This is a genomic window from Mesorhizobium sp. ANAO-SY3R2, from assembly GCF_042466635.1.
GTDB lineage: Bacteria > Pseudomonadota > Alphaproteobacteria > Rhizobiales > Rhizobiaceae > Aminobacter.
In genome coordinates, this window is sequence record NZ_CP159955.1 from 3,472,022 (window position 1) to 3,491,652 (window position 19,631).

Annotated in this window: 8 protein-coding genes and 1 tRNA gene; 2 read left to right on the plus strand and 7 right to left on the minus strand. The window is 62.5% G+C overall.

Annotated elements, in window-relative coordinates:
• Positions 1 to 36: 36 nt before the first annotated feature.
• Both msrA and ABSY17_RS21675 read right to left on the minus strand, forming a co-directional pair.
• Positions 37 to 702: a peptide-methionine (S)-S-oxide reductase MsrA gene (msrA, locus tag ABSY17_RS21670; RefSeq protein WP_378945343.1), complete on the minus strand. Its 666-nt coding sequence runs from the start codon at positions 700 to 702 to the stop codon at positions 37 to 39.
• Positions 703 to 747: 45 nt separating this feature from the next.
• The gene (locus ABSY17_RS21675) at positions 748 to 1,068 is read right to left on the minus strand and encodes a hypothetical protein (protein ID WP_378945345.1); all 321 of its coding nucleotides are present in this window, start codon (positions 1,066 to 1,068) and stop codon (positions 748 to 750) included.
• Positions 1,069 to 1,501: 433 nt separating this feature from the next.
• On the opposite strand from ABSY17_RS21675, the gene ABSY17_RS21680 reads away from it, so the two are divergent.
• A tRNA-Ser gene (locus tag ABSY17_RS21680) sits at positions 1,502 to 1,591 on the plus strand.
• 99 nt (positions 1,592 to 1,690) lie between these two features.
• A complete protein-coding gene (locus tag ABSY17_RS21685; protein ID WP_378945348.1) occupies positions 1,691 to 3,418 on the plus strand; it encodes a DUF6538 domain-containing protein in 1,728 nt (575 codons plus the stop codon).
• A gap of 157 nt (positions 3,419 to 3,575) precedes the next feature.
• Here ABSY17_RS21685 and ABSY17_RS21690 read toward each other — a convergent pair whose 3' ends face one another.
• From ABSY17_RS21690 to ABSY17_RS21710, 5 genes are all read right to left on the minus strand, one after another.
• Positions 3,576 to 3,779, minus strand: coding sequence for a hypothetical protein (locus ABSY17_RS21690; protein WP_378945350.1), 204 nt, complete (start codon positions 3,777 to 3,779; stop codon positions 3,576 to 3,578).
• Positions 3,780 to 4,511: 732 nt separating this feature from the next.
• Entirely contained in the window at positions 4,512 to 4,925 is a 414-nt protein-coding gene (locus ABSY17_RS21695; protein ID WP_378945353.1) for a helix-turn-helix domain-containing protein, read from the minus strand.
• A gap of 71 nt (positions 4,926 to 4,996) precedes the next feature.
• Complete coding sequence (locus ABSY17_RS21700) at positions 4,997 to 6,631, minus strand: hypothetical protein (protein ID WP_378945356.1); 1,635 nt, start codon at positions 6,629 to 6,631, stop codon at positions 4,997 to 4,999.
• Positions 6,632 to 7,464: 833 nt separating this feature from the next.
• Positions 7,465 to 11,193, minus strand: a complete 3,729-nt coding sequence (locus ABSY17_RS21705) for a TonB-dependent receptor (RefSeq protein ID WP_378945359.1) — start codon at positions 11,191 to 11,193, stop codon at positions 7,465 to 7,467.
• A 38-nt stretch (positions 11,194 to 11,231) separates the two neighbouring features.
• Positions 11,232 to 19,502, minus strand: a complete 8,271-nt coding sequence (locus ABSY17_RS21710) for an SdrD B-like domain-containing protein (RefSeq protein WP_378945362.1) — start codon at positions 19,500 to 19,502, stop codon at positions 11,232 to 11,234.
• Positions 19,503 to 19,631: the final 129 nt, after the last annotated feature.

The window sequence follows — 19,631 nt, forward strand, 5'->3', positions numbered from 1 at the left end:
TGCTGTGGCCGGCACAGTGCGCAGTAGAAAGTGCGCTCAGGCTGGCGCCTGCCGCGGGATCGCGCAAGCAACGCCGGTTCCTTGCAACCCGCAATAACCATAGGGATTCTTGGCCAGATACTGCTGGTGATCCTCTTCGGCGAAATAGAACTCGGGCGCCGGCGCAATCTCGGTGGTGATCTTGTCGCGGCCGGCACCCTTCAACGCCGCCTGATAGGCATCGCGCGAGGCGATCGCTTCCACCTGCTGGGCATCGCCGAAGGTGTAGATTGCCGAACGGTAGGTGGTGCCGATGTCGTTGCCCTGGCGCATGCCTTGCGTCGGGTCATGCGCCTCCCAGAAGATCTTGAGCAGTTCCGCATAGGAGACCTGCGTGGGGTCGAACACGACCAGCACCACCTCGGCATGGCCGGTCAGGCCGGTGCAGGTCTCCTGATAGGTCGGGTTCGGCGTCAGGCCGCCGGCGTAGCCGACCGCCGTCACCCAGACACCCGGCACCTGCCAGAACAGCCGCTCGGCACCCCAGAAGCAACCGAGCCCGAACATCGCTTTTTCAAGCCCTTCGGGATACGGCCCCTTGAGCGGGCGCTTGGAGACGTGATGTTTCGATGCGGTGGGAATGGGCCGGTCGCGACCGGGCAGCGCCTCGCCGGGGGCCGGCATCTTCAGCTTCTTGTTCAGCATGTCGCTCAGGAAAAACATGTCTCTTCTCCCTTGTTCGCCGCGCCGCGGGCGGCGGCCGCGCCGTCAGACTTCGGCGGTGAAGCGGCCCGGACGCCGCCGGTGGCCGACCGCGTAGAGCAGGAAGGCGAGGACGGCAAAGACAGCAAAACCCGGCAGGTTCAGCACCGGCACGACGACGGTATCCCAGAACGCCGGGCTCGCCTTCTCCCGAACGAAGGCTTCGGTCGCGGCAAGTGTGCCGGGCGAGGCCGTCGACCAGCTCGTGTCGAGCGGAGTCAGCACGAGCCGCGACATCGCAACCGTGCGCGTGGCATCCAGCACCGCCATGATGACGGCCACCGAAAGTGCGATTGCTGCGGCGAGACGGAACACGAAGCGGATCATGAGAGGCCCTGAACCAGTATCGCAACGAGAGATAAGACGTGCGGCAGGCACGCGCAATCGCGGACACGGCGAATTGACAAGCGAATGTGTATCCGACCGCCCAGCGGCGCGTTGCGCGCCACATCGCAAGGATGCCACCGGCGCGGCATTTTTGCCCAGGCAACCGGGCACCTGGCGCGCAGCAAAACAAAAATCGCTGCCGGCATCGCTTCGCCAGGCAACATTTGCAACGTCAGCGCTTGGCAAGTGCGTCCGGATCGACTAGATGAGCCCCGCAGCCGGATGCATCTTAGGTGTTTCGGCGGCAGGCAGGGTGGGTGCAAGGCAGGTTGACTGCGCCCGATTGCCGGCTCCAGGAGCCGCAAGCCACGCCGAGGAGATGCGCGCACTCCCAACCTGCCCGGCGAAACCGGCCGGCGCAAGGCGCACATGTGGAGAGGTGGCCGAGTGGTTGAAGGCGCACGCCTGGAAAGTGTGTATACGGGGAACCGTATCGCGGGTTCGAATCCCGCTCTCTCCGCCAGATTCTTTTCCTAGCCCGTAAATCTGGGAAATATCGCAATATCAAAGGTTTGAACTTCCCGCTGCTCCACTCGATTGTTACATTGGAGTCATGGAAGATATGCCCAAGCACCCGCGACTGACACGACGTGGAACCACGTTCTGGCATCGTGCGGCGATACCCGTAGACATCCGGTCCACCTATCCCAAAAGCGAGGGGACCTTTTCGCTCCGCACCAAGGATCCTCGCGACGCCCTGATCCGCATTCGTAAGGCCGCTGCCGAAGTCGATGCGCGCTTTGAAGCGCACCGGAAGTTGCTTCGTCGCGCAGGTGAGCCCCCTGTTGCCGAACTCTCAAAAGCACAGCTTCAGTTCATGGAAGACCGGTATTACGCCCACCTCCTAGACGAGGACGATCAGTTGCGTCTGGACGGATTCTTCGAGCCCGAGGACCCAGCTCCTGCCTTCCCTATTCCCTCATTCGACGATTACGTCGAAACGTCCGAAGCCTTTGGTGAGGATGCGCGATTCTTGCTCGCCCGCGGCAAGATGGATCCGTTCATGCAGGCAGAAGTCGAAGAAGTCCTGAGCTGGGAGGGGCTGGGCGTACAGCTGGCACCCGACTCGCCAGACTGGAAACTCGCTGCAAAGGCCATCACCAAAGCCATCGTCCGCGCTCAGACTGACATCGCAAGCCGCAACAGGGGCGATGTTGTCGAGACGCCCGACGTGGAAATTCCTCGAGTTGCCGCTGTCACTGGCGCTCATTTGGCTTCCGTCGTCAGGCAAGAATGGATCGCGGAAAAATCGAAAACCGTCTGGGTTCCGAAAACCTGTCACGAGCATTCCGTTTGGTCCCAGCACTTCTTGGACCTCGTAGGGGACAAGGCAATCCACACCTATACCAAGGCCGACGCGAGAGCCTTCAAGCGGGCACTACAGGGCCTCCCGGCGAACTGGAATAAGCACAAGTCCCTGCGTGGCTTCAGATTCACAGAGGCGGCCAGCCGAGCCTCTGCGCTCGGGCTTGAGGCCATGTCGAACAAGAACATAAACAAAATCATGAACTTCGTAAGCTCGATGTGGCTATGGGCGGAGCGTCAGTACGACGAAGTCACAGGCAGCCCATTCAAGGCTCTCCAGATCGACATCAGGCAACGCGCGCGTGACGAGAGAAACCCTTTCACGGCGGAGCAACTCAAGTCGATCTTCAACGCCCCGATCTACAATGGATGTCACTCGACGCGAGCATGGCAAAAGGCCGGAACGCTCGTGCCGACAGATAGCGGTCGTTTCTGGGTTCCGCTTATCAGCCTGTTCTCGGGAGCGCGACTGGGTGAGATCGTCCAACTGCGCACGAGCGATGTGCGAGAGGAGCAAGGCATACTACAATTCGCGATGGTCGACGAAGGTGAGGACCAACGCCTCAAGAACGAGAACTCCCGGAGACGTATCCCGGTCCATCCCATGCTCATGGAGCTTGGCTTCGACAAGTTGTTGCAACGGCGGGTCGAGCAGGGTTCTACGCGTCTGTTTCCAGATCTGGCTATGGGCAAAGACGGTTACTATTCATCGCCGTTCTCGAAGCACTTCAGCCGGTTCCTGGGGTTGGTAGATGCCAAGACGGCCAAGACCTCCTTTCACAGCTTTCGACACAATTTTGAGGACGCTTGCCGCGAGGCCGGTGTTCCTGTTGATGTGATGAACGCCCTCCAAGGGCATGGCGAGGATGGTATGGCTGCCCGATACGGAAAGGGACACGTATTGCGGACCTTGGATGAATGGCTGCGGAAGGTATCCTACCCTGAAATTGACCTTTCGCATCTTCAACGGGCGCTAAAAGCATGATCTTTTTGGTCGCGATGTCTCTGTCGCCCGGCGAAGAAAAATGTGGGAAGGCACAAGGCGACGAAACCCTCTGCCTTCCCGGCAACGGTGCCAGCACACTGGCTTTGGTGGGCGCTCATCTTCCAGTATAGGGACCACCCACCATTTCCTTGACCAGCTAGCCGCCCGCGCCCCAGCCCGTCTTGCCATTGTGGTGGAACGTGATGCCCATTTCTGCAAGCGTTGCAGTACGCGCTCCTAAGGATGCGGAAGACGCTTGAGCGGCTCCGGCCGAGTACGCCTGATGGTTCGACATCAGGCTGCCGATCATCAAATCAGTATCGTAACCGCACGAAAAGCAGTGCGCGTCAGTAGAGTGCATCTCCCCATCCTCTTGGCGTGCTCAGACTTGAGGGCGCTCCGCCGCATCGGCAACTGGTCTGTCGTCGCCGACTACGCTCCAACTGCGCCGCCGACGGCACTACCCCCAAAACAAATTGTCGACCCTCAACAACGCTATTCGCGAGGCGCTTGCTTAATGCGGAGTGCGGCTTGGTAAAAAGCCTCAGCAATATCATCGCGTCTTTTCAGCCGGTCCGCGAACCCTTTTGGAGATTCGTCCCCGTCCGGCTGTTCAAGCACTAAAGATGCAATCAGATCCGGTAAACTTGTGAGGCCGCGAATTTCGATCTGAAGATCGCGATCCGATTGGGCGCTTGTCCTCAGTGTCATTCGGTCCGGATTGACAAAGCCGTCTGGGTCCCGAGAGACAAAGCCGTAGACTACGTCCCCACCACTGGCATGGTCTCAAGCGAGCGAGTAACGCACAGTGCCTCTTATCCCGACTTTTCCACCAACTATATCCATTTGCCCCCCAAAGAGATGTTGTAGCAGTTTCGCAACCCACTGCTCCAGCAAAGTACTAATTGTCATCCGGCATCAAGAAGCCGATGTCAAACAACGCAACGTTCGCAATAAAAGCAAGGCGCACCAGTTGGGCGGATCTCATTTTCCTGCGCCAAGGGTTACCCCCGCTTTAGACCGAAACGGTATAGGAGCGGTAGAGAGCGACCCAACAAAAAAATGTGGGGTCGGACACACGCACCAGATTACCTCACGCACTCCTGAGAATGCGGAAGACGCTTGACCGGCTCACCTCCAGTTGCTCAGCGATGGCGTCAGCGGACTTCCCTTGCGCCTTGAGGGCCAGAACGTCCGCTGCCTTCCGTTGTGCTGTGGGCGCTCTGCCCTCGTACTTGCCGTCGGCCTTGGCCTTGGCGATGCAAGAGTCAGCCAGAGCGAAGGCACGGTCACTGTCATTAATGACGACGAGAAAGTGCGGGAGCGCCTCGGCGGCGTACGACAATGACGCCTGGCTCGCCATCAGTCTGTCGGCGATCGCCCGCTGCGCATTAGCTTCGCTTGAGTAGGTCTCGCGGACGTAGGTCTCGGTAGGCTCGTCGCGGAATATGGCTCCATGAGGCGTGGGCTCCAGCATCGGCGCCAAGTCCGATGCGGCGGTGTTCACCTGAGATGCCGACCAGCCCAAAGCTCCCGCTAGGTCGTCAAGGGGAATGGGCGGTGGCAGAAGAGACAGCGCTACAAAGAACTCACGAACCTCGTTCTCGGGCCAACCGGCGATGTGTCGTTGACGATCTTCGCGCACTGCTGAGCGATAATCTCCCTGACGGTGGTCGGGGTGGAAGGCGCCGTGCTGGCAACGTTTGTGTCCCAAGTAATCACCAAATAGTCGAGCACGCGCGCGTTTCGGCCCGACCGGGAGAGCGCAGTCGCAAGCTCCACCTCCGAGATGTTCGATCGTCGTGCTTCCTGAAACTGACGCGCTTCGGGCTCGGTGAAGGGGCCCAGCTCGAATGGCTCCACCGTCGCGCGGTCAATCACGGTGTCCTTGCGGTGCGTGCGCGCCGTGAGCACCAACTTCACCCCATCAATCGGCTCATGGTCGAGCATCGACAAGAGCAGCTTGGGAAACGCGTCCTCATGCCGATAGTCAGCCTCGAGCTGGGCGTTGTCGGCAGCGTCAATGATGATGAGTAGTCCATGCTTCTTGGACTGAGTGACGATGGCGCTGGCGGCCTGGCTAAACCTCTTTCGAGCTGCTTTCAGAATCCCTCGGTTGTTGTTTTCCGAGGGAAGAAGGAGATCGCAGAGCCCTCTCGATGCGAGCTCGTTGACGATCTGAACGATCCCCACGCTCGGCAGATGGCGAGAGTGCTCTTCTGATCGGTAGGCGCCTCCGCCAAAGCAATCAAAGACAATCACCTCGAACTCGGTGCTCAGGCGGGCGGCGAGGCTCTGGACAAAGACCGTCTTCCCCACCCCTCCTTCAGCATGCACGAAGACGGGAACGGACAGCTGCGCGACCTTCTCGCCGACCGTGTCCAGTTCAGTCCGCTCGACCACCGCTCCGACATCGATGAAGCGGGTGTCAGCGGGGAACAGATCCTCCGGCTCGCAATCGAGCGCGTCGAGAACATCCTCGCGGCGGACCAGGTTCTTTCCCTGACCGCTGGGGCCGGCCTTCTTGAGGACGAGGTCTTGCAGATCGTGGAGGCGCAGTTTGGCCTGGGAGTCCGCACCGGCGGACCAATCCGTAAGCGTTCGGCGCAGAGCGTTGCTTTGAGCCACAAGGTTCTTCTCGGCCGCACGGAACTCCACGCGGGAGAACAAGCGCTTTGGATCGGGAACGCCACTCTTCGTACAGATTGCAGTAAGGTACTTTACCTGCCGAACTCCGCTGCGGCTTGGCGCAGGAACACCGCTCTGGAGAGAAAGCGCCTCCCACAGATCGGAGTCAAACGAGGCGTTTGTCACGAAGATGAAGGCAGCCTTGGCATCGACGTCCGCGGCCGTGAAGTCCTTCTCATAGCCGACGATCGTCGCGCAGAATTTCTCGATTGTTTTGCGGAGGAAGGAGGCGGTCACCTCATCGGGGCGCAGCTTGTACTTGAACTGCACCGTCTCAAGCCGATCGCTCGCGGTGAAGTTGTCGCCACTGCCGTAGTACAGCACGAGGTCCGCAACTTCCTCAGCCTTGTCGCCGGGCTTCGCGGTCTCGGTCGAGGAAAGACCCTCGACGGCTATCGCGAAAAGCTTGTCTTTGGGGAATACGAGTTGGAGTGCCCTTCGTGCCGCCCAACGCTCGTGAAATGCATGGCCAGCCCGCGAAGCCCGTACGGTGTCAATTTCATCACTATCATCAACTGTCGGCATGAACCACTACTGCTTGAGCCAGAATACTTTAGGCGCACCATAAAACACAAATCATAGGTCTGCCGGAGACGACTGCAACAGCATTGAGAAGATAGCCCACAGTCATCGGTTTGGATTGACTGAGCGCTCGCCGCCCCGTCGTTCCGGCTAGGCGGCGCTAGGCCGCTCCAGGCGAGCCAAGGCGGAATCGCGTGGAAGGCAAAGTCTTTCGACGACATTAGAGAACGAAGAAGCGGAATGTCAGTTTGTTCGCCGTAAGCCTCAAGGATACGGAAGGCGATACCGAGGTCGCGGTTCGCGAGGCCGCCGCCTCTTCACGCAAGCGAAAATCGTGAGTGCGAAGGCGCCTTTGCTTGAGGCGGGACCCTTAACTCGACCAGTGTCCGCTTTTTTAGCGCACAACCGTCAGGGAGGCGAACGTGACTAAATCGAGGGCCCGCTCTGCTCGCCGCCCAGCGATGGCGGCCACGCGCTACAGTTCAGATGTCCGCTTTCGGCAATGGCGATCGCGCGTGGAATGTCTCGAATGGGGCGCAAGGCTGACTGGCAGTTTGGGGGCCGATAGCGGACCGGCGGCTTTTGTGTCCAACTAAGCAAAAGCTGTCGTCAGGCAACGATTGCGTCAATGGTCGATGAGCCCCGTGGCCTACCCCTTAGCGCTGGAACAGCCGCAAGGCTGGTAGCTGCAGATCGTCAATCGGCGTCAGTGCCGATGTTCGACATTGCAGCCGTTCGCCTCATGTTCAGTCGGCCGCTGCAGGTTGACTAGCAAACACCCTCTCAGCGAGGCCGCTCCGAGCGGCCTCGCCGCAAGGTTAAATGCAAAACCAAAGTCAGAACTTGCCGACGACGTTGAGGAAGGCGCCCTTGTCGTCGAGGGTGAGGTCGCGCAGATCGTCGGAGAAGCGGCCGAAATTGTAGCCGACGCCGACCTTGAAGTTTTGGCCAACGTGGCGATAGACGGCAGCGAGCACGCCGAAGTCAGTCGTCTCCGCCGTGGGCATGTAGAGCGCCCGACCTTCGAGCAGCAGGTCCCATTCCTTGACGATGTGCAGATCGGCCCGGAGGATGCCGAGATGCGCCGACGAGCGTTGCCACCCGGCGAAGCTCTCGGAACCGTCGGTCACCCGTTGCTGGACGTCGCCGATGCGGAAGCCGTATTTGCCGCCGACCGACAGCCACGGGAACAGGTCGTAGATCAGGTCCGCCGACAGGATGTGGCTGCGCTGCTTGGGGGCAAACAGATCACCGTTGATGCCGACCTGGTCGATGCCCGGCAGGTCGTAGAGCCAGGTATATTTGAACAGCGCATTGAGCCTGTCGTTGTCGACCGGACGATAGGCATAGCCGAGCGATGCCTCGACATAGTCGCCGTCGTGGAACGCGCCGTTGCTGGAATCCGATAGCACCGCATCGACATTGGCGAGGAGCCGCCAGTCCTGGTTGGTCTTCCACGACAGGCCGGTGGCGAACAGATAGGACCGGGCGTCGCGGCTGCCGTCCTCGGAATCGTCGAAGCGTGCCTCAGCGCGAATGCGGGCGGTGATGCCGGCCTCCTCGTCATTGTAGCCGACCGACACGGATGCAGCCTTGCGGTCGAAGTCCGCCCGCTCCTTGCCGGTCGCCGGATCGACGGTGTGGTCGCGGACGGTGCCGACCTCGAGGCCGGTGTCGACCGTCCAAAGCGCATTGGGCGTGTAGACCACGCCATAGGTCTGGGTCAGCGACTGGCGCTGGCCGAACATGTCGTAGCTGTTTTCGGCGTAGGCGGATGCCGTCTCGCCGAGCTTGCGCCGGGTGCCGCCGACGATGGCGCCGCGATCGGTGCCGACAAGATCGTAGCTGCGGTCGAGATCGAAGGCGCGATCCGGATCGAGGCGATAGCCGACATAATAATGGTCGTCGGCGGTCGGGTCGTAGGTGACGGCGGCGAGCGCGCCGATACCGCCGGTGCCGTAGGAGACCTCGCCGGTGACGCCGACCTTGTCGGTCAGCTTCCGCTCGCCGCCGACGCCGGCGCGGTCGTTGCGCCGGATGTCGCCGGAGCGGCCGAGCGTGCCCTGGCCGAAGGCATAGGCGTTCCAGTCGTCGTTCGGCTCATATTCGAGGCGGACGCCGCCATCGAGCCGCGAGCCGTCATAGCCGCGCTTGCCCGAGGCGATGGCCCTGGGCGACATGATCTTGGTGTAGCTGACGCCGAAGGAGGCCTTGCAGTACTGGTCGAACTGGTAGCTCAGGCTGGCTGTTCCCTCGCGCTTGGCCTGGCCGTCATCGTCCTCGAAAGAGTCATAGACGAGCTTGACCTCGGTGCGGTCGGTGAGCTCGACATCGGCATGAGCGCCCCAGATGCGCTGGTCGACCAGGGTCTGCTCGGACAGCGTGGCAAAGCCCGCCTGCATTTCCTGGTAGTAGCCGCCGACCGTTCCCTTGGGCCCGGCCCTGGCAAGATCCTCGAGATCGACCTGGCCGCGCACGCGCCAGGCATTCGCCGCCTGGTCGCGGCGGCCGGCGCTGCCGACCTCGGTCATCGTCAGGCCGCCGTCATAGGAGCGCGCCGTGGAAAAGCCCGGCCCCTTGGAATGCGAGACCTCGGCCTCGAGGAAGGTTTTTTCGGAATGGCGCAGCTGGATGTCGGCGCCATAGGCACGCTGGTCGGCCTCGCCCGTGGTCTCGCTCATGCCGGTGACGCCGACACGGACCTTGTCGTTCAGCCATTGCTGGCCGCGGCCGCCATAGACGTAGCCGTCGACGTCGGTCACCACTGGAGTGTATTCGTACTGGGCGACGACATAGACCTTGTTGCCGCCGAGCGCGCCGTCGCGCACCGGCCCGTCGGTCCCGGTCGCCGACGGCAGCGGCCGCTTCAGGATCATCACGCCCTGCATGTGGTCGAACGAATAGTCCTCGCCATAGGCGAGCGTGCGCCGTTCGATGACGCGGCGGCTGACGGCGTCGCGGATCTCGATGGTCACCGTCTCGGAGCCGACGGTGATGTCCTGCCGCTTGAGGAAATAGGCCGAGCCGCCGGTGCCCAGGAACTCGTCACGCTGCGGCAGCGTGTCGGGCTGGGCGGCATAGAGGGTGACCTCGCTCCGGCGCTCGCCGAACGAGGTTGTCTCCTCCGAGCGATGGACCGCACTGGCGCCATAGAGCGCGCGATCGGAACGCATGAACTCGGTGCCGGTGATCTGGGTCTTGTAGTTGCCCCACATGACATGGCTGTCGCCGCGTTCGAGCCGGACGAAGAACTTGCCGTTGGTCGGCGCATCCTCGACCATCGTCGAATCGTCGCCATAGACCGGATAGTAGTCGTCGGGATCGAGACGCCGCAGCAATTGCCGCGGGTCCTTGGAATCGAGGCCGCGAAAAATGTTCTCGATCTTGTCCTCGCCGGTGTCGGCGGCGGCGGTGAGCAGATATTGGCCCTTGACCTTGCCCTTCACATAAAAGGCAAGGCGGCCGTTGGTATAGATGTCGTCATATTCGCCAGGGCGCACGCTATCGATGTCGGCGTCGCCCATACGCTTGCCCACCGTGAGATCGGCGAGCGCGACATAGAACCAGTCATTGTCGGGGATGTTGACCTGGCGGGTGAAGTCGAGCGCGCTCGCCTTGTCCAGCCCCTGGACGCCGACATCGACCGCGTGGTCGCCCGGCGGCAGGATGCGCTGCACGACGAAGGCGCGGTCGCCGTCGAGCGGGATGGTCTCGCCCAATGCGCTGACGCGGTGGCCTTCAGGCACGTTGCGGCCGTAGACGGTGACGGCGCCGCCGCTGATCGCAATGTTGCGCTTTGCCGTGCGGTCCTCGCCCATGCCGGGCGCGATCGCTTCCTTGCCGGCGGCCGGGGTGTATTCACGCGTCGTGCGCACGATCGTTAGCGGCACTGTCTCGTCGTAGCGGCCCTTGGAGTCATAGACGCGCAGCACATAGTTGAACTCGTCCCCGTACTCGCCTTCGACGTTGGCCGGCATCGTCCATGCCGCCTTGTCGTTGACCGCCACCGGGACCACGGCCACCGGGGTGTCAGTGTCCGGGCCCGCAGCCGGAGAGATGCGGATCTCGGCCCGCTCGATGAAGGCCGGGTAGTTGGAGGTCGCAAGAAACTCGACCGTGTCGCCGGCCCGGTAGCTGCGCTTGATCGGCATGGTCGAGACGTTGAGGATCGGCTTGGCTTCCAGCCCGTCGAACTTGACCTGGATGTCGACCGCGGCGAGGTCGACATCGGTCCTGCGCTGTCCGTCGACCGGCTTCTGCGTCTCGGCCCCGGACCGGCCGGCTTTACCGCTCCGCACACTTTCCGCTACCGCCTCGCCGTCGACGCTGATGGCGAACGGAACGCTCCTGGCGTCGGCGGGCGTCTCGCGCTCGGTGTTCTCGCCCGTCGCCACGATGCTGGATGCACTGTTGTCGAGCACCTTGCCGCGGATCTGTGTCCGGCAGTCGTCGGCGGTGCAGACGCCGGCCTCGGGCGAGGTCTGGGCCTGCGCCTCGCCCGCGGTCAGCATGACCAGGGCAAGGGCACTGCCCAACCGCAGGAAGTGATGTCGCGAAGTCGTCATGGCCGTTCCGCCTTGTTCGAGAAGGTTCGCCCGAGTGCTCATTGGCCGACCTCCACTCGCGTCTCGATTTCCAGCCGGTATTGCCCTTTCCGTTCGCGCCAGCGTTTCCTGATGAGATCGCTCACGTGGCGCAGCCTGTCATTCGCAAGCGCCCGGTCGGCGCCCGTATCGACGTAACTCAACCGCAGCACCGACTCCTCCTGGCGCAGCACGTCGACCAGCTGGTCGATCCCCTTGGACCAGCGCGGCTGCAGGGCCACATCGCCAGCCTCGAAGGCATCGTCGGTGAGGTCCAGACGCACGACACGGCCGATCGCAGCCCCGAAGTTGAGCTTGGTCATCTTGCCGGCGGTGAGCCGCACGACGCGCGGGTTCTCACTGGTCAGGCGGTAGCCGGTCGGCAGCGTGCGGGTGTCGAGCTTCATGATGAAGTTCGAGCCGATGCGCTGGTCGGGCAGGTCGGCGCAGGCGACGTGGAAGCGGCCATGCGCATCCGTGGTCACTAGCACACCGTTGACAGTGGCGACCCTGACGCCGGGGAGACCGGCTTCGCCCTCGTCCTGGTAGCCGTTGCGGTTCTTGTCGTCAAAAACCTTGCCGATGATCTCGCCGCAGTCGAAGACCGGCTCGGCGAGGATCTCGACCGTGGCCTTTGCATCGGGCGCGACCTTGTCGCCATCCTCATTGGTGGCTATCGCCGTGTTGACGTGCTTGCCCGGTCCGGCCGTGCTCAGGGCCGTCAGCTGCAGACGAATGACCATTGTACCGCCACCTGTCAGCGTCAGGTTGTCGAAGACGATGTTGCGGCCACCGACGGCTGGCGTCACCGCCACATCGTCGATCGTCGCCGAGCCCTCGACGAAGCGGAAACCTGCGGGCATCACATCGGTGACGGTCAGCCCGCGGATCCTGGCGACCGAATTGTTGGTCACGGTGATCGTGTAGGGCACCTTTTCGCCGATGCGGATGGCGCGCAGGCCGGCCTGCTTGGTCAGGCTGATATCCGACGGCGGCACCGCCGGCAGGTCAATCAGTGCATCGCTTGGATCGGCATCCACCCGGTTGGACGGAATCACGACACCGTCGCGGTAACCGTGTGCCTGGGCGGTGTTGCTTACGCCGCCCACAATACCGGCGGCATTGTCGATGTCGTCCTGGGTCAGCGGATAGGTGGCGGTGAAGGTCGCGGCCGCACCTGGCGCCAGCGTCAGCGCCGCCGGCGTCATCGCCGACAGGCTAGCCCCTGCAGGCAGGCCATTGAAGGTCGGGCCGGCATCGACCGGCTCGACGCTGTCGAGCGGGATGTTGCCGGTGTTGGTGACGACGAAGCTGTAGACAAGCCTGTCCCCGACAGTCGGGCTGCCGCTGCCGTCGGTATCGTCATAGGTTCCCGACTTGACGATTGCCAGCGCCGGCATCGGCGGCACCAGCGTCACGACGACTGACTCATCCGAATCGTCGGTCGGGCCCGAAAGATCCGACACCGGTACCGGTGTCGAGCCATCGGTATAGTTGCCGGTCACCGTCGCCTGGTTCTCGACCTTGCCGGCATCGATGTCGCTTTGAAGGATGTCGTATTCCGCCTCGAAGCTTTGCGAATCTCCCGGTGCCAGGTCGCCGACAACGAAGAACGATGGCGTGATACCGTCCAGCGGATCGTCGATCCTGACCCCGGTGAGGTCGAGATTGCCGGTGTTGGTCACCACGAAGGTATAGGTGATGGTCTGGCCTGGGATGGCCGGCTCGACGTGCTCCGTTGATGCCGTCTTGACCAGCGCAATCGAAGGCGACCGCTCGAGCGGCACGACGACCTGGTTTGATGGAACCGCTGGTTGCGGACCAACCGGATCGTTGAAGCTGACCGACGCCTTGTTGGTCACATCGCCCTTCTGGATATCGGACTGTTTGAGGATGTAGGTCCCGCTGAGGGTGACCGCGTTGGCAGCCCCGGGCAGCAGGGTCGCGATCGTCGTCGGCGTATTCATCACCAGATCAGCAAGCGGATCGGTGAACACCACATTGGTCAGCGTCGTATTGCCCGTATTGGTCACCACGAACGTGTAGTCGATCACATCGCCAACGGCCGAAGGCGAGGTCAGCGTCGGGCTGGCCGACTTCACCAGCGTCAGCGACGAGGTGCGGCCTACGGGCTGCGTAGCACTGGAGTTCGCGGTCACCGCGGTCGGCACGCCACCGGGACCCGCACCAGTGCCTTCAACCGTCGCGGTGTTCACGAAGGTTCCGGCATCGATATCGGCCTGCGTCAGAGCGTAGGTCGCCGTGAAAGCCGTCGAGTTGACAGCGTCCGGCAACAACGGGCCCGTCCAGTTGGTGTCGTTCTTGATCACGACGCCAGCGACCGCATCGGTCAGGGCGATATCGTTGAGCGTCACGTTGCCGGTATTGGTGATGACAAAACCATAGGTGATGACATCGCCAACCTGCGGCGGCGTGCTGAGCGCAACCGAGGTGATGGACTTGACCAGCCCGATGGCCGGCGCCTGAGCCAGCGGGGTATCGGTTGGATCGTCGGTTTCAAAGGTCGTGCCGCCGCGATCGGTAACTGTCGTGGCAGGATCGGGAACCGACTGGCCGGTAGTCACGGCAGTGTTGATGACGGAACCACGATCGATATCGACCGTCTTCAGCGCATAGGTGGCCCGGACGGTGATCTCGTTTTCGCTCGCCGGCACGGTGCCCGTCGCATTCTGCGGCTTGAGCACAGCGGCCTGCATCGCAAGAACGTCGGCCGGATTGAGCACGACGTCAGCCAGCAGGTCGGCCAGAGTGATGTTGTTCAGCGGGACGTTGCCGGTGTTGCGGATGACGATCGTATAGGTGATCACCTCGCCTGCTACGGGGTTCGTGCTCAGGCCGGAGACGTCACCGGTCTTCTTCAGCGCGATGGCGGGTGTCTGCGCCGGCATCGGCTCGTTGTGGGTTGCCGTCTTGGGCGGCTGCGGGCCGACAGGGTCGCGATAGTTGATCGTCGCAGTGTTATCGAGCTGGCCCCGGTCGATGTCAGCCTGTTGCAGGGGCGCCCTGACAGTGAAGTCGTAGCTCGCGCCCGGTGCAAGGCTTGCAAGCGACGCCGGGGTGACGACGGCGCCCGGATAGCCATCGGTGACGACAAGGGTGTTCAGGGTCACGTTGCCGGTATTGGTCGCGGTGACAGTCCATTCGACGGGCGTGCCCGCGCGCGGCACGGACGGAATGGCGCTGCTCAGCGCCTTGACCAGGGTCAGGCTCGGCGACCGATAGAGCGGGACAGCGACCGTGCTTGGCGGCGTGGTGATCGGCGAATTGACCGGACCATGCGTGGCGCTGGCGGTAGCACTATTGCTGACCGAACCCGCGTCGATATCGACCTGCTTGACCGGATAGTTGGCATAGACCGTCTTCGTCGCGCCCGGTGCAAGGGTGCCGATGACGAACGAACCCGCCGGATCGGCGGCAACGCCGCTCAGGGCGTCGGTCACCGTCACGTTGTTGAGCGTGGTATTGCCGGTATTGGTGACGACAAAGCGATACCGCGCAATGTCGCCCACCAAGGTCCGCGGATTGCCAATTCCAGCGGCCGATTCCAGCGTCTTGACAATGGTCAGGCCCGGCCGGCTGAGCGCGGGAACGGTAGCAGTGTCCGTATCGGTCACATTGACCGGCGTTGCGCCGTTGATGCCCCATTGACCGGTGACCGTTGCCGTATTGGGCAGCGAGCCGCGATCGATATCGGCCTGCGTCAGCGCATAGGTCGCCCTATAGGACGTGTTGTCCACCGCAGTCGGATTCAGCCGGGCGATGGGCGTGTTGGCAACCCAGATCAGACCGACCAGCGGGTCAGCCACCGTCACGTTGATCAGCGGCGTGTTGCCGGTATTGGTAACCGTAAACGTGTAGTCGATGATGTCGCCCGGGATGGCGTCGCCTGCCACTCGGCGGGGCGTTGCCGTCTTGACCACTGTTACGGCTGGCGAAGGCGTCGGCGTCACCGTGGTCGGCGTGTCATTGGCAGGCTCGTTGGCAATGCCGTTGCCGTCAGGATCGGGGTTGGCATTGTTGTGCGACTTATCGGTGGGCGTCTGGCCCGAATTCTGGCCGGTTCCCGTAACCGTTGCCTGGTTGGTATGGACAAGTGCCGGAACGACGCGCGGAACCACAGGGTTCACGTGAACGGTGAAGCTCACCGTGCCGGTTGCCCCGGCGGCCAGCGTTCCCGCCGACACAAGAGTGGTGTTGGTTGCCCCGTCGAAACCCGAATTGAGCGAGCCGAAATTCGAGGAAACCGAATTAACCCGGTACTGCCCCTCGGTCGGGGGCGTGCCGCCGCTGAAGGTGCCGAAATTCTGCGACGCCCCATTGAGGATGTCGATGACAGTGATGCCCGTCAGGGGCTCCAGGCTGAAATTCTTGACCGTCAGCGAGTAGTTGATGGTGTAGCTGCCATCGGCCAGGATAACCGGGGCTCCCGCCACCTTGCCAACGCCGATGCGCGCGGTCGGTACGCGGGTGAAGTCGTGCTTGGTGCCGCTGACGGCATTGGTGATGACGATGTTGTTGATCCGGTCGACGCCGCTTGCGGTCGCCGTTCCCGCGCTCAAGCCCGGCAATGCCTTGCCGTCGATCAGATGCTGTTCGGAAATGGTGCCGTAGTAGACACTATAGGTGCCGGGGGGCAGTTCATCGAAGCTGTAGTTGCCGTCCGCGTCGGTGACCATCGAGCGCGTGATCGAAGCGCCGTCGTGGAGCGCCGTGCCCTCCACATGGATGGTGATGCCGGCTATTCCGGTATCGACCGCATCCATGGCGTCGTCGGCGTCGAAATCGCGATAGAGCGTGCCTTTGATGCTGCTGCCCTGGACAAGATCCACTTTGCCGGTGCCGGTGTTGTTGGACGGGTCCTGGTCGAAGGACAAGGTGGTGGCCGCTGCCGAATTCTCCGCGGCCTGCGCCGACATCTTGGTGATCTTCGTCTTCAGGGTGACCGTCACCGTGTCGCCCTGGGCGATATCGCCCAGCTCACAACTGATGTTGCGCTGACCGATGGTGCCCGTGCAGGTGCCGGCCGTCGTTTCAGGCTCGTCAGTCAGTTCCATGCCGTCCGGCAGGACGTCGACCAGGGTGACCCATTCGGCCACATCGAGGCCCGGTCCCGACTTGTTGGTGACTGTGATGGTCCAGGAAAATTCCTTGCGCAGGTCGACGGTTGAGACGCTCGGAACCTTCTTGACTTCCAGGTCTGCCTTCACCCGCACCGTGGTGTCTTCATAGGACACGTTGTTGTCGGTCGGCGTTTCATAGCCGAGCGTCGTTTCGTCAGATGTGATGGAGACATTGTTGGTGTGTCGGCCCCGTGCGGTTCCCTTCATGTCAACCGTAAGGGTTGCCGTGCTGTTGGCGGGCAGATGGGGAATGTCGCAGGTGACAGTCCCTCCTGAAATGGTGGGGCTGGTGCCGTTCAGCGTGCAGGTGCCGCCGCCCGGCAATGCCACGATACGCGGGTCTGCCAACCCAGACAGGGGCAACGTGTCGACGATTTTGACATTCGTCGCATCCGACGGGCCGCTGTTGCGGACCGCGACCGTGTAACGCGTGTCGGTGCCGATGAGGACTGGATCAGGACCGTCGGTCTTGGTGACGATGAGGTCCAGTACGGGAGGCAGGATCAAGATCGTCAGTTCGGCGTTGTTGTTGCCGCTGTTGGTTTCAGGCGTCGTGGTCGAGACGGCGACTACGTTCTTGATCGACGTGTTGGTCAGCGGCGTCGTGGGAATGACGCGGACGGTCACGGTCTGCTGCGAGCCGTTGTTGATCTTGCCGAGGTTGCAGATCAGCGTCTGGTTGCCCGCTGCCGTAGTGGTGCCTGCTGCAGGTTTCGTCGAGCAAGCGCCGGAGCTTGGAGCGGCATCGATGAAACGCAAGCCAAGCGGGAGCGTATCGGTGAGGGTGACGTTGTCCGCATCGCTGAGGCCGTTGAGCGGAACGCTGGCGGTCAGCACGTAGACCAGTTCCTGGCCTGCGGCCGCACCTGCAGCCGAGGCAGGGCTGACCTTGGTGACCGTCACGTCGGTGCGCTGATCGACAGTGTAGTTGACGCTGCTGCTGTTGTTGGCGGTGTCGTTGTCCGGCACGGTCGTCGAGAAGGCGACTGCCGTGTTCTGCTTGGCGCCCTGGCTGCCGGGTCGGACCGTCACGGACACCACCGGGCAGTTGCCGCTGCCGGCCACGCAGACGGGCAGCGACGGCAGGATGCACTGGAGGTCGCGCGAGTAGCCGCTGCTGGTCGGGGTACTGCAGCTCATTCCTGCCGCAAATCCCTGGACAACGCTGATGCCGACATCGCCGGGTCCGGGCGTACCGCCGCCGGCTGCCGCGACGATGTCGTCGAGACGGTCGTCGAGCACGACATTGTCGGCGGTGGCGGGTCCGGCGTTCACGATTTCGATCTTGAAGGTAACCGGGTCGCCGGCAAAAATCTGGGCAGGGACAGGGTTGAGCGTCTTGATGACGCTGACATCGGCCCAATTGAGATCGTCGGCGCTCTTCACGCCTGACGTGGTCGTATTGTTGCCGGGCTCGACATCATCACCCTGATCGTATTTCGGGAACGATACGGTCATGCCGTTAGTGATCGTGCCGGGCGCCGTCACCTTCGTCTTCAACACGATGTTTTCTGTCCGCTGCGTCGAGCCGAGCGGCGCGCCTGGCGTATACTTGGAAGTGGTGCAGACGATATCTGCGGGGCCGGCGATCTGGACGGGCGAGCAAGTCCAGCCGGGCGGCGTCGTAATCGTGTCCACCGTCAGGCCAGCCGGCAGATGATCCGTGATCGTCAGCGGCCCGTGAAAGGGGGCATTGCCGTCATTGCGGGCGCTCAGGGTGAAGTCGTAGAAATTGTCGACCGTGACCAAGCCGCGGGGCGGTCCGGACTTCTGGGCGACGAGATCGATGGTCGGCTCGGCGATGAAGGCTGCACCGTCATTGCCGGTGTTGTTGGCGCTCGCGTCGGCGTTCTCGTTGGGTGAGCTGATCGTCGCGACGTTGGTGACGCCGACGCCGGCCGCCGTCGCGGCAATCGCGCGCGCCGTGATCGTGATCGGCTTGGCGTAGTCGGTCCCTGCGGCGGCGACGTAATTGCAGTCGACCGTCTGGCCAGACGCCGAGCAAGACCAGCCGCTGCCGGCAACGGCGTTGACGCCGACGAACTGGTAATTGGCCGGCAAGACATCGCTGATCGCCGCCTGCGTCGGCTTCACGCCGGCATGGCGCGGCTGCAGCGTGAAGGTGACCTCGTCGCCGACCAGGATCAGGCCCTGCGGCGCGCGAGTCTTGCCGATGCTGACATCGGTTCCCGGCTGGATCGTGATGTCGGCGGTGGCATCGTTGTTGGTATGGATCGGATCACGCGGCCCGTTGCTCGTGATCTGGGCGGCCACCGTGATCGTCGAGGCATTCTCCGTTGTCACCTGGCTTGCGAAATCGAGGACGATCGATGCGCCTGACGCGATCGGGCCAGCAATGTCGCAGCTGATATTGGGGGCGGTATAGGAACAGCCGGCCGGAAGCGTGACGTTGGACGACATACCGGTCGGCAGCGGAATGGTCAGCGTCGCGCCGCTCGCGGCATACGGACCGTTGTTGGTCACCGTGGCCTTGAAGCTGGCATTCGACCCCGCCTGCACGGTCGCCGGGTTGACCGCGAGCGCAACCGCGAGATCGGCGCCCTGCTCCACCGTGGTCATGCGGTTGAAGCTCGGCCCGGGATTGGGAATCTTGGCCGCAAGCGTCACGTTGCCCATTTGCATCGGGCGCAGATTGACGGTGGCGTTGAGGACGGCCCCCGGCGCCAGCGTGGTCATGCGGTTGAAGCTCGGCCCGGGATTGGGAATCTTGGCCGCAAGCGTCACGTTGCCCATTTGCATCGGGCGCAGATTGACGGTGGCGTTGAGGACGGCCCCCGGCGCCAGCGTGGGAACATCGCACGTCACCACCAGCGGCGCAGCCTGCTCGGCCCCAGTCGGCAGCGGCGAGCAGTTCTGCAATCCATCGACACCGACGAACACCGTGGTCGCCGGGATGGTGATATCGATCGTCGTCGCCGGGGTCGACACGTTGTCGTTGTTGTCGATCCGGACCGTATAGGGCAGCAGACCGCCTGCAGGCAGCGGGTTGTAGCCGGTATTGTCGAGATTCAACGTCCAGCCGCCATCGGTCTTGGCACTGGCCGCGGAAATAGCAAAAAGCGAGACGAGCGCGAAAGCGCTAGCTGCCCTGAACAGGCAGTTGACTGCAGCCTTGGAGATGGGGAGCACTTAAATTACCTAAAGCAACCACTGGAAATCTGAAATCCTAGACTCCAATGCGAAAGTGCTAATATTAGCACTTGGTAAGCTAGAAATAGTCTAGACGAATTTTCTAACTGGCAACACACCGCATTTGCG